Source organism: Kocuria salsicia, assembly GCF_039532055.1.
Lineage (GTDB): Bacteria > Actinomycetota > Actinomycetes > Actinomycetales > Micrococcaceae > Kocuria > Kocuria salsicia.
Genome location: NZ_BAAARF010000003.1, coordinates 663,538 through 675,755 on the forward strand (window position 1 = coordinate 663,538; position 12,218 = coordinate 675,755).

Consider the following 12,218-nt stretch of genomic DNA (forward strand, 5'->3'; position numbering starts at 1 on the left):
TCGAGCCTCCCCGGTCTTGCCCTCGGCCGGGGCGCGATCCGCGTCAGGCGCGTTTTCTCGGTGGGCGAACGACGACGCACGACCGGTGCCCTGCTCGCGGGGCACCACGCATACTGGGAAGGACACAGAATTCGAGTCGACGGAGGCAACCGCATGCACAAGGTCAAGGGCGTCGTGGTACGCGCCAAGAACGAGCCGGCAACCCTGGAGACCGTCCTGGTCCCGGATCCCGGGCCGGGCGAGGCACTCGTGGACGTGCTCACGTGCGGGGTGTGCCAGACGGACCTTCACTACAAGGTAGGCGGCGTGGGGGATGACTTCCCCTACCTCCTGGGCCACGAGGCCGCCGGGGTGGTCAGCGCGGTGGGTGAAGGCGTCACCGAGGTGGAGGTGGGTGACCACGTGATCCTCAACTGGCGTGCGGTGTGCGGCGAGTGCCGCGCGTGCCGGCGGGGCGAGCCATGGTACTGCTTCAACACCCACAATGCCACGCAGAAGATGACGCTCGAGGACGGCACCGAGCTGGAGCCCGCACTCGGCATCGGGGCATTCGCGGAGAAGACTCTGGTGGCGGCCGGCCAGTGCACGAAGATCGAGACCCCACTGCAGGACGAGCAGTACGCGGCCGTGGGCCTGCTCGGCTGCGGTGTGACGGCGGGGATCGGTGCGGCGCTGAACACCGGCGCCGTCAAGCGCGGTGAGTCCGTGGCCGTGATCGGCTGCGGCGGCGTGGGGACCGCGGCCGTCGCCGGTGCCGCTCTCGCCGGTGCGACCACCATCATTGCGGTGGACGTGGACGACGAGAAGCTCGAGACCGCGCAGCGCCTCGGAGCAACTCACGTGATCAACTCCCGCTCGACGGACGCCGTGGAGGGCATCCGGGAGCTGACCCACGGCAACGGCGCGGACCTCGTCATTGACGCCGTCGGCGTGCCGGACACCTTCATGCAGGCCTTCCAGGCCCGGGACCTCGCGGGGCGCATGGTCCTCGTGGGCGTGCCCAATCCCGGAACGGTCGCCGAGATCCCCCTGGACGAGGTGTTCTCGCACGGCGGGTCCATCAAGTCCGCGTGGTACGGGGACACCCTGCCCTCCCGCGACTTCCCGATGCTCGTGGACCAGTACGTGCTGGGCCGCCTGGACCTGGACGCGTTCGTCTCCGAGCGCATCGGCCTCGCCCAGGTGGACGAGGCGTTCGAGACCATGAAGTCCGGCAAGGTCCTCCGCTCCGTCGTGGAGGTGTCCCGGTGACTCGGACACCCGAGACCGTCGTCACCGACCCCCGCGACGGTGTGCGCGTGACCAACTGCGTCACGGAGGGCACCTTCAGCCTTGACGGGCAGACGTGGGACGTGGAGAACAACGTGTGGGTGGTGGGCAACCAGGCCGAGTGCGTGGTGATCGATCCCGCCCACGACCCCGAGGCCGTGCTCGCGGCAGTGGACGGCCGCACCGTCACCCACGTGCTGCTCACCCACGGCCACGACGACCACATCAGGGCCGTGCGGGACGTCGTGGAGCAGCTCGACGGCAACCCTCCCGTGCTCATGAGCCCCGAGGACGTCATGCTGTGGCACGCCGTCCACCCCGAGGGGACCGAACCGGAACCGTTGCACGACGGCCAGGAGCTCACCGCTGGCACCGTGGCCTTCACCGTGATCGCCACGCCCGGCCACTCCCCCGGCTCGGTGGTCTTCCACGCCCCCGATCTCGGTGAGCACGGCGTGGTTTTCACCGGCGACACCCTCTTCCAGGGCGGGCCGGGAGCCACGGGACGCTCCTACTCCGACTTCCCGACGATCATCGACTCGATCGACAAGCGCCTGCTAACGCTGCCGGAGGACACGCTCGTGCTCCCCGGGCACGGAGACGCAACCACGATCGGCGAGGAGAAGCCCCACCTGGGCGAGTGGATCGCGCGCGGTCACTGACACGGTCCGGCCTCTGGCCGACGACGCCGCCCCGGTGCCTTCCACGGTGAAGGCGCCGGGGCGGCGTCGTAGTCTCCCCCGGCGGCCGTGCGGAGGTCAGATCCTGGGATCGCGGACCGGAGAGCGGCGCAGCGTGTAGCTGAAGAAGAGCGCCGTGCCCAGAAGGAGCATCGCCGCCGCCACCGGTCCCATGGCCGCGGACATGTAGTCGCGGTGCACGCCGAGGTAGGCGCAGACAATCAGCCCCACGGCCGAGGAAGCGCTGGAGACCACTGACATCTGGGCGACCAGGCCCAGGAACCCCGTGGTAACGCCCACCTGACCAGCGGAACTGTGCAGGCACAGCAGGCTGGGGCCAGAGAAGAGACCCACGAGCAGCAGCACCACCGAGTACCCCAGAGACCCGGAGGGTGCGGAGAGCAGCATGGATGCCACCAGGGCCCCCGTGCCCGAGAGCACCATCATGTTGGATGCCGTGATGCGGTGCCGGAACCGCACCGCCAAACTCGAACCCACGGCTGCGCCGAATCCCAGGAGGGCGTAGATGGCACCCATGGTCTCCCCGCTGTCGAGGGACACGGAGTACACGGCCAGGCAGCCCTGCACCGCTCCGAGCAGCGCGCTGAGCGCCCCGATGCCGTAGAGCAGTCCGTGGCGCAGCCGGAACGTGGTGGAGCGGGGGACGCCCAACGGGGAACGGTCCCGCCACAGCAGGTGGACCGGCATGTTGGCCTGCGGATAGCGGGACGAACGGTGGGCCACGAAGAACGCGATGGTGACCAGGGACAGCGTGGCGGAGACCTTCAGAACGGAGGACGGGCCAATGACCACCGCGAGCAGTCCGGTGAGGGCCGCACCCAGAACGGTGGCGAGAGCCTCGTTGACTGACTCCCGCCGCATGGCCGACGAGAAGGCTTCGAGACGGCCCTGTCCCTGAAGGACGGAGGCCCAGCGCAGACGGGCTGCGAGGCCCATGGGCGTCAGGGAGAGGCCCGCAATGAAGAAGGGAACGAAGGCGGAGACCGCACCCCACGCGACGGGCACCGTGGAGACGTCCACCAGGGAGAGCTGCCACATGACCCCGCCCTGGATCAGGGCGATCCCGGCCAGGGCCCACTGCCGCCAGCGGACGTTCGAGAACAGTGCCATGCCCACGGCGCACACCGCCATGCCGAGGCAGAGCGCGGCGGAACTCAGGGCCGCGGCCCATGCCGAGGAAGCGGACACCGCAACCCACGTGAGCACCCCGAGCGGAGCCATGACCTGGGGCAACCTCAGCAGCAGGGTGATCGCGCTGAGCTGGCGGTCGCTGCGGACGAGCCGCTCCCGCGCGCCGGGATCGGGCGGCGCGGAAACGGGCACCTGGGTGCGGGTCGCGGTACTCACCGTCTCAGCCTACGTGAGCACCGCAGAGCCGGTCTCGACACGCAGGTGGGAACCCCGGGGAGTCTTGGTGACCACCAGCTGGGTCTCGATCCGCTGCTTCATCTCGCTCACGTGGGAGACCACCCCGATCACCCGCCCACCGCGGCGCAGCCCGTCCAGGGTTTCCAGGACCTGTTCCAGTGTCTGCTCGTCGAGGGAGCCGAAGCCTTCGTCCACGAACAGCGTGTCGATCTCCGTGCCCCCGGCATCGGCTCGCACGACGTCCGCGAGCGCCAGTGCCAGCGCCAGCGAGGTGAAGAACGACTCACCCCCGGAGAGGGTCTCGGTGCCGCGGCGTGCTCCGGTCCAGGCGTCCTCAATTTCCAGTCCAAGGCCGGACTTGCCACTGCCCCGGGTCTGGTCGGTGTGCACCAGGGCGAACCGCCCGGACGACATCGTGGAGAGGTGCTCCGAGGCGACGGCCGCAACGTGTTCAAGCCTCGCGGCCAGAACGAAAGAGGTCAGTGTCATGCGCAGGGAGTTCTCCGAGGTGGTGGCGGTGGCCACGCCCGCGAGCCCGCTCAGGCGTTCCGCCCGGTCCCGGGCGGCCTGCAACGCCGTTTCACGGGCCGGTGCCTCGCGCGCGTGGGATCGCGCCTCAACCGTGAGGTCCTCGAGGCCTCCGAGCAGCCGGTTGAGTGCGTCCCTGTGGCGCGCGGCCTCCTCGCACTCGGCCTGAGCGCGTTCACGTGCCTCCGCCGAAACCTCGTGGCGCTGCTGCTCGGTGAGCCGAGCCGCGCGCTGCATGTCCTGGGTTGCGAGTTCCGCGTCCAGCGCCGCGACCTCGCTGGCGACGCGTTCGACCCAGTCGGTCACTTCGGTGGCCTCCTCCTCGTCCATGAGGGCCGCGTGGACGTCCACCTCCCTGCTGAAGGGGGACCGCGCGAGCGCACGGTCAAGGGCTTCCTCCGCCGTGCGTTTCTCGTGCCGGGCTGCGTCCCGCTCGTCCTGCGCGTCGGACCAGCGGGTGGTGAGCTGCACGAGCTCCTCAGCGGCCCGGACGCAGTCCTGGACGGTCGCGAAAGGCCCGATGGCACGGGCCACGCGCTCCCGTTCCGATGCGCAGCGACCACGTGCCGCCTCCACCCCCGTGCGCACACCCGCCATCTGTGTGGTGGTGTTCCGTTCCTCCGTCTCGAGACGGGTCACGGTGTCGTGCACGGTGGCGATTTCCTCCGTGCCGCGCTGCAGTTCCGTGAGGGCGGACTCGACGGCCTCCTCGGCGAGACGGGCCAGTCGAGCCCGCTCCACGACGTCTGCGAGGTCCTCACCGGCACCGCGCGCCAGGTGTTCCGCGCTCGTGCGCTGGGCCTGCTGCCAGCGGTGGTGGGCCGCATCGGCGGTGTTCTGCGCCGTCTCCCGATCCTCCCGGGCGCGCTGCAGCATCCCCGGGGTGACGTCCTGCTCCTCTTCCCCCGTGGCCGGGCACGGGTGCACCGTGGAACCGCACACGGGGCACGGATCCCCTTCGGAGAGTTCCCGGGCGAGGCTGGAGGCGGCACCGGCATATCGGAGGGTCTCCAGGGACTCCACCTGGCGGGCCGCTTCACGCCGGGCGGTCTCGGCGGACTCGAACTCTGCGGCCCGCGCGTTCTCCGTGTCACGGGCCCGGGCATAGTCGCGGCTGGCCTCGACCGCCTCGCGCGCCGCCCGGGCACGCTCCCTCACGAGGCCCTCGTCCTTGACCTGCAGTTCCAGCTCCTGGCGGGAGTCCTCCCACCGTGCGAGGTCCGCGTGCCGTGCGGTCAGCTCCGCTGTGATCTCCTCGGATCGCAGCTCAAGTGTGCGCAGACTCTCCTCGTCCCGCTGCAGCGCGGTCTCCTCCTGGGCCAGGAGGCGGGCGCGCTCCGCCGTTCCACGGGCCGCCTCACGAGCCGTCACGGCCGCGTCCCGCAGCTGCCGGGGCATCTCGGGGGTGCCCTCCAGCTCTCGGACCAGATCGGGCCGGTCGCGCAGGACATCCCGGAGCGAGCGCGCCCCCGCAGAGGTCTCCGTGAGCGCCGCCCGCACCGCCTCGACCGCGGAGGCAGAATCCGCCGCGCGCCGTCGAGCCCGGATCGCCGATGCCAGGGGCTCCGCCAAGCCCTCGGCCGCCGCGTGCTCCTCGAGCCGACGTCTCGCGTCCCCGAGGCGCTGCGACTGCGCCCGCAGCTCGGCACGACGCACCGTAAGCCGGTCGAAACGGGCGAGGAGCCCGCTCAGCACCTCCAGTTCCGTGATCCGCTGCTGAGAAGATGCGTGGCGATCGGCAGCTTCATCACGGGCCGCTACGGCTCCCGCGAGCGCCGATTCGCCATCGGACACGAGGGCATGCCACCGCTCCGAGAGGCTAGCGGGTCCCTCCGGAGGAGAGGTTTCGCCGCCACTGACCTCGTCATCACCGCCGTCGTCCGGGGAATCCTCCTCGCTCGCACTGCGCACTCCGTCTGCTGAGTCAGCCGGTGACGGGACGGATCCCCTTGCGGGCAGACCGGTCCGCGGATCCTGCTCGTTGAGTCGGGACAGGCGCTCCCCCGCGCGGGAGAGCAGCTCCTCGGAGCGTTCCCACTCGAGCTGGGCCGAGGCCGCGTCGGTTTTGGCTGCGTCCGCCCGGGCCTTCAGCTCCTCCTGCACGTCCGCGTAGACGTCCGTGCCGAACAGTGTCTCCAGGAGTTCCTCCCGCTCCCGCGATCCAGCCTGGAGGAACTGGGCGAACTTTCCCTGGGGCAGCATCATCACCTGGGTGAACTGCTCCCGGTTGAGGCCCACGGCGTGGTGGATGGCCTGGCCCACGTCGTCCGGGCGGTGCCCCCGGTCAGCCCACTGCCCCTCCGTGTACTCGCGTAGCAGCACCGTGGCGTGCCGGTCGCGCCATCCGGAGGCCGCCCGCGTGGAGGGTTCTCGCCACGCCGGGGTCCGGGTGACGCACCACCGGCGACCGGACGCGGTGAACTCCACTTCCACGCGCGGAGCCGTGTGGGGCTCCGCGTGGTCGCTGTGCTGAACCTTGCGACCACCCTTGCCCACCGTGGTGGGCCCGGAACCGTAGAGGGCGAAGCAGACGGCATCCAGCACACTCGTCTTGCCTGCGCCGGTCTCGCCGTTGAGCAGGAAGACCCCGGCTTCGTTGAGGGCGTCGAAGTCCACGGTCTCGTGCTGCGGGAACGGCCCGAAGGCGGTGATCTCCAGACGGTGAAGTTTCACTGTTCCACTCCCCTGCTTTGCACGACGGAGACGACGTCCGAGATCTCCGCCGACTCCTGCGCAGTCAGTGCCCGCGAGCGGACGTGCTGATAGAACTGGGCACACAGTTCCTCTGTGGTCGTGGCCTCCGCAAGGCGTGCGCCGTAGTCGCGCTCGGTACTGGCCCGACCGCCGTCGGGCTCCCACCTCAGCTCCACTGTTCTCGGGAAGCGCGTGCGCACCCGCTCCATGGCGGATGCTGGGCGTTCCACGTCCGTGAGGACCACCTGGCACCAGGCATCTTCGGAGGGCGCCAGCGCGTGGTCCGAGAGCAGGGACTCCAGGGAGCCCCTCAGCCGTGCCAGCCGCAGGCCAGCCCGGTGGTCGAGGGGCACGACGTCGTCCACGCCATTTCCGCCGACCGTCACCAGCCACGCGCCCTTGGCGTGGGTGGCTTCCGAGAAGGAGTAGGCCACGGGTGAGCCGCTGTAGCGAACCGTCTCCGTGATGCGCTGGCGTCGGTGGATGTGGCCCAGTGCCGCGTAGTCGTGCGCCGCGAAGACCTGGGCGGAGACAGTCCCCAGTCCGCCGGAGTCCACCACGCGCTCGGAATCGCTGGCCTCGGACCCCGTGACGAAGGCGTGCGCCATGACCACGGATGCGGGTGAACCTCGTGAGGCCCGGTCCTCGTCCACACGGTGCATGACCGCACCCAGCACCGCCTGGTGGGTGGGTGTGCAGTCGAGCAGCGGCGCGGTGGCCCGCGGATCCAGGTAGGGAATGCCGTAGACCGCGAGGACTGCGGCGTCATCACCCGTGGACGGAAGCTGCGCAGCCGTTCGCCCGCCGGTCCCCTGGCCGGCCATCTCCACCCGGGTGGCCGTGATTCCTCCGGAGGACGACTCCGAGAACAGAACCGGCCGAGCGGATCCCTCCAGGGTGGTCAGGAGGAAGACCCCGCCGTGGGCCATGATGCGGGAGCCGAAGCCCAGGCGTGCCGGGGAGTCGTGGTTGCCACTCGTCAGCACTACGTACGCACCCGCCTCCCGGATCTGCGCGAGGGTCGTGTTCAGCAGCTCCACCACCTCGGTCCGGGGTTGGGCCCGGTCGTAGACGTCGCCGGCTACCAGGACCACGTCCACTCCGTACCGGCGGACCCAGTCGACGATCTCGCCCATGGCACGCGCCTGGACATCCAGGATGTCGACGCCGTGGAAGGTCCGCCCCAGGTGCCAGTCGGAGGTGTGAAGGATCAGCATGGGCTCAATGTAAGACGGAGCACAGACACGCATATGGGATCCCGCGCCGTGTGGAGGGATGCTGTCCCGATGCCCGTGGACGGGTGGTGCAGGCTCTCACCGTGAACACGCGGAATTGTTTCAGCGGATTCGGGATTCCTGCCCGGCCCTGACCTGCGGTCATGCATGCGCATATTTCCTACTGTCCACAGTTCGTCCGCAGGCGTGGCTTGCGTCGCGAAGCACCCCCTATGCTCTGGGAGATGTTCGACACGTCACACCCGATGTTTCGAGACTAGGGGGAAATCATGGGCATCCACGATGTCGCAGTGAGGAGCCGCCGTGCAACGGGGGTCTCCGCCGCGGTCCTGGCGGCGGTGCTGCTCACGGGGTGCACGGGTGGTGGCAACGTCCCCGAGGAGACAGCCACGGCGTCGTCCAACTCGTTGTCACCCTCCCACGCCAGTGCATCGGCTGAGTCCACCGCCAACACCGGGTCCGATGACACCAGCACGACGACGCCCGCACCGTCCGGGTCGGAGAACCCCCTGCCCGACGACTGGCGTCCCCAGGAGCCCACCGTGCTCGCCACGGGCCAAAAGATTCCCAACGACTACGAACCCGCCACCCTCGCGCACCCAGCGAGAAACGTACCCAAGCCCGTCATGCCCGACGAGGCGAAGCAGGAGACGGAGGCTGGCGCACAGGCGTTCCTGGATTACCGACTCGCGACGCAATGGTACGCGTTCCAAACTGGGGACACCTCGTTAATTCGCTCAGTCACCTCGCCCTCATGCACTCGCTGCAGTGATCAATATTCCCGCATTGACGAAAACTTTTCAGACAGTAAGTGGATGGCAGGTGGCTACGAGACTGCCGAGATTCTACCAGACTCGTTCGTTCAGCGAAAAAGCGGAGAATATACAGCCCCGGTGCATGCAACCAGTAGCGGTGTGATTGTATTTAAAGATGGAAAGGTCGATAGTCGGCAGCGACCGTACGACTCAGATTCATTCCTTGATGCATCGATCGTTTATACGGACGGCGCGTGGCAATACGTAACAGCTTCCCCTCGAGGCGCGCTGTGAATCACGTAAAACGCCAAATTCCAATAGCGATAGTATTAGGCATATTCATGACGTTCTTTTTTCTGGTTTATGGCTCACGGGTATCATTTGCAGACGATTCAAGCCAAGGGTGGGGTCAAGGCGATGAAGCCGGGTTAAGTTTGAGTAGGGCGAATGCTGAAGGTTCGGATATCACAATCGAAATAGAGGTGCGTAAAAGCGCATCCAATTCAGGGTCCCAAGTTGTCGGCATCGCGGCGCCTAAAAGCACGGAGTCTGGTGCTGCCTGGAATCCCGATACGGATGCCTCCTACCAGAGAGCTCTGCGCAACGCCTTGATGTCCAACGACGACTCGATTTTCTTCAACTCCCAGCTCATGGACACCGCCAAGAACCGGACAACCTTTGGTCTCCAGGATCCCTGCATCGACGACAAGGGATCCGCGCTCACGCGTTGCCGGACGTCGCAGGAGTGCACCAATGACTCGGGAGCCAAGGGTGTGAACATGGACGTCGTGGTGGGTGGCGCCGGAGACGGCCAGCGTTCTGCTCGCGGGACACAGATGTGCGTGGCCCAGGGACAGGCTGAGGGTGCAGACGATGAAGGCTACGTCCCCCTGCCCGTCTTCACGCTCCAGGATTTCCAACAGCTCGCGGTGGCACCTGCGGAGAACCACGCCCAACCAGCCCCGGACACCCTGAAGAACATGAACACGAACGTCTACGCGGTGGCCCAGCCCCAGACTTTTGAGACCACCCTGGGCGGCTATCCCGTGTCGGTCCGTGCCTATCCCGTGCAGTACACCTGGAACTACGGGGACGGCAGCACGCTTGGACCCACTCCCCTCACGGGCGCCCCGCTGACAGACGGGGAATGGGACGTCCCCACCGACACCTCGCACGTCTACACGGCCACCGGTGACTACAGCCTGACGCTCACCACCTCGTTCTACGGGGAGTACAACATCGCGGGCACCGGGTGGCAGCCGGTCAATGGCTACAACCAGGTCACGTCGCCGCCCGTCGCGCTCACGGTGTGGCGGGCCACGGTGCACAACGTCGCCGACGACTGCCTGGTCAACCCCGCGGGACTCGGCTGCCCGGGTGGTCGCCGCTGACGCGCACTCTGAGACCCAGGAAGTCAGGGGCCCAGGAGCCGGGGAGCCGGAAACCCAGGGCCGGGGAGCCCTGGAGTCAGGCAATGAGGACTGAATCGAGCCGCGCCGTGGAGTCACACCTTTCATAGACTGGAACCATGACGTCACCCGGGACCCCTGAACTGCTGGACCGAGACCACGGCCTGGATCCGTCGTCGTCGGACTATCCGAACGCGGTGCGCAGCGTCCTCCTGGCACCGTGGTCCGCAGGGGAACCAGCCGCTGGGAACGAGGCCGTCCAGCTCTCGGCCCGCACGGTGAGTGCGCTCAACGAGGTCGCGCGCTGGGCCAACGACGGCCAGTCCGCTGACCCCACCGCCTGCGCGTGGCTGGCGTATCTCCGCTGGGCCGTCGCCAACGGGGCGCAGCTCCCGTCCGACGCCCCCAGACCGCCCGCTGACGTCCTGGACCGTGACTTCCCGGCGCTCTCCGCCCCTGGTCCGCACGACGGGGACAGTTTCACGGCCCTTGCCACCGGTCGCCTCGGAGAGGTCGTGAGGCCGGTCCTGCCGGACGCGCAGAGCCCCGAGGTGCTGGCGCGCACTGCGCCGTACGGCCTGATTCCGAACGTGGGGTGGAAGTCGCTCATTGTGCTGGCGCTCGACTCGGCGGCGATCACCCACGGCAGCCCGGAGGCACAGACCGCGGCGACAGCCCTGGTTCTCACGGTCCACGCGGCCATTCGAGCCCGCAGTTCAGACGCCTCCCTGGCAGAGGTTCTCGCAGAGACGGCCCGGGTTTCCTCCGCGATCACGAGGCCCGCCCCGCGCACACGCGACCTGCTCGCAACCCTGGCCGATGCGGACGCCCGCACGGCACTCTGGACCGGTGCTCCCGAGACCCTCACGGGGCGGCTGGGCACGGGTGCTACGGCCACCGACGCGCTGGCGCTGGGCCTCGCAGCACTGCTCGCGGTCGAGGACGCAGCAGATCGCGAGGACCTCGCGAGTGAAGACCTCGCGCGTGAGGGCCATGCCGGTAGCCGTGCGCTGGAGGGCCGAGCCTGGCCCGGCTCGGGAGACGACGTCGTTCGCAGCGCCTGCGCCCTGCTCACGGATCGCGGTGTGACGAGTTTCGCGGCGCAACAGGTGGTTGTCGTCGTCGCGGCCGCCCGCTGGGGACTCGCAGCCGCTCAGCTGGAGGCAGAGGATGCGCCCCGGACTGGGGATCAGCAGGCGGAGAAATCCATGGCGTCTGACGGTGCTGACTCCCCCGGCGATGCTCCCACCCTGGGGGTCCCGACGGGATCACACCGCGGCAGCACCGGGAACATCGAGAGTGCCGGGGGCGCCGGCAACACCCAAAGTGCCGAGGAGACCGGGTCGCGGGATGCCGTAGATCCGGTGCGCACGGAACTCCTGCGCCTCGCGGAGCACTGGAACTCCCTGTGGCGGCCCTGACCGAGCGCTCCGGTCCTGACCGATCGCGCCGGGCCTGCGGCTGAGTCGCAGGCCCTGGCCGGCTTCCCGAGGCCGCAGGCGAGTGGCAGGGGGCGAGTGGCACCACTGACCGGTATTCCCCGAGGCCGCGGGCACGTGACAACCCGACTCGGCCCCGCACCGCCCGACCGGGCACGAACCCCTCAGAGCTCCGTGCGCTGCATCTTCACCCCATAGTGCGCCGCGAGCTCGGCCATGCTGTCCGCCCCGCTGCGCCGCGCCAGGTCCAGCACGATTCCCGCGCAGGCCAGCGCGTCGCTGAGGGCGTTGTGGTGCTCCTGCACCTCGGCCCCCGCGGCGCGGGATGCCGAGGGCAGAGCGTAGGAGCGCAGGGTGTACGCCGCGCGGGAGAGACGCAGGGTGCACGCGTAGTCCCAGGGTCGGGCCGTCCCACCGCAGGCGCTGTTGGCGGCCTTGACGACCCCCGTGTCGAAGACCGCATTGTGCGCCACAAGCACCGCGTCCGGGTCCTGCGGGGTGATCGCGCGGCACACCCAGCCCCAGGCCGCCTCGAAGCTCGGGGCGTTCTGGATGTCCGCGGGTCGGATGCCGTGGATTCGGATATTTCCCGGTTCGAAGGCGTCGTGGCCCGGAGGTGGCCGGAGCAGCGAGTAGCGCGTGTCGACCACCTGCCCGTCCTGGACCCGCACCACACCAAGGGCGCATGCGGAGGCCAAGCTGCGGTTGGCGGTCTCGAAGTCGATGGCGGTGAAACTGACGGGCACGCTCCGAGCCTAGGCAACGACTCCGACACCCAGACACGCCAGGCCACGCGCGGTCTGCCCGAGACGCGTCTGGT

General features: G+C 68.8%; 9 protein-coding genes. 5 read left to right on the top strand and 4 right to left on the bottom strand.

The genetic code is table 11. The annotated features are described in order from the left end of the window. The first annotated feature begins 153 nt into the window (after positions 1–153). Both ABD264_RS02920 and ABD264_RS02925 read left to right on the top strand, forming a co-directional pair. On the top strand, positions 154–1,251 hold the full coding sequence (locus ABD264_RS02920; protein ID WP_055083366.1) for an S-(hydroxymethyl)mycothiol dehydrogenase: 1,098 nt from the start codon (positions 154–156) through the stop codon (positions 1,249–1,251). Continuing rightward, complete coding sequence (locus ABD264_RS02925; RefSeq protein WP_303105723.1) at positions 1,248–1,931, top strand: MBL fold metallo-hydrolase; 684 nt, start codon at positions 1,248–1,250, stop codon at positions 1,929–1,931. The genes ABD264_RS02920 and ABD264_RS02925 overlap by 4 nt, the downstream gene beginning before the upstream one ends. A gap of 96 nt (positions 1,932–2,027) precedes the next feature. On the opposite strand, the gene ABD264_RS02930 is transcribed toward ABD264_RS02925, so the two are convergent. From ABD264_RS02930 to ABD264_RS02940, 3 genes are read right to left on the bottom strand one after another with little or no spacing between them, the layout of a single operon-like run. Next, the gene (locus ABD264_RS02930; protein WP_244944676.1) at positions 2,028–3,317 is read right to left on the bottom strand and encodes an MFS transporter; all 1,290 of its coding nucleotides are present in this window, start codon (positions 3,315–3,317) and stop codon (positions 2,028–2,030) included. A gap of 9 nt (positions 3,318–3,326) precedes the next feature. Beyond that, entirely contained in the window at positions 3,327–6,539 is a 3,213-nt protein-coding gene (locus ABD264_RS02935; protein ID WP_303105720.1) for an AAA family ATPase, read from the bottom strand. Further along, positions 6,536–7,777 (bottom strand): exonuclease SbcCD subunit D, encoded by a 1,242-nt coding sequence (locus ABD264_RS02940; protein ID WP_303105718.1) that lies wholly within the window; start codon positions 7,775–7,777, stop codon positions 6,536–6,538. The genes ABD264_RS02935 and ABD264_RS02940 overlap by 4 nt, the downstream gene beginning before the upstream one ends. Before the next feature lie 287 nt (positions 7,778–8,064). Here ABD264_RS02940 and ABD264_RS02945 point away from each other — a divergent pair, with 287 nt between their 5' ends. The 3 genes from ABD264_RS02945 (at position 8,065) to ABD264_RS02955 (ending at position 11,380) form a co-directional block, all read left to right on the top strand. Next, positions 8,065–8,844 carry a DUF6318 family protein gene (locus ABD264_RS02945; protein WP_303105716.1) on the top strand — a complete coding sequence of 260 codons (780 nt, stop codon included), beginning with the start codon at positions 8,065–8,067 and terminating at the stop codon, positions 8,842–8,844. Between the two features lie 317 nt (positions 8,845–9,161). Further along, entirely contained in the window at positions 9,162–9,941 is a 780-nt protein-coding gene (locus ABD264_RS02950) for a PKD domain-containing protein (RefSeq protein ID WP_303105714.1), read from the top strand. A 137-nt stretch (positions 9,942–10,078) separates the two neighbouring features. Further along, positions 10,079–11,380, top strand: a complete 1,302-nt coding sequence (locus tag ABD264_RS02955) for an ADP-ribosylglycohydrolase family protein (protein ID WP_303105712.1) — start codon at positions 10,079–10,081, stop codon at positions 11,378–11,380. A gap of 182 nt (positions 11,381–11,562) precedes the next feature. Here the strand turns inward: ABD264_RS02955 and ABD264_RS02960 are convergent, their stop codons facing one another. Further along, the gene (locus tag ABD264_RS02960; protein ID WP_303105710.1) at positions 11,563–12,144 is read right to left on the bottom strand and encodes a 3'-5' exonuclease; all 582 of its coding nucleotides are present in this window, start codon (positions 12,142–12,144) and stop codon (positions 11,563–11,565) included. Positions 12,145–12,218: the final 74 nt, after the last annotated feature.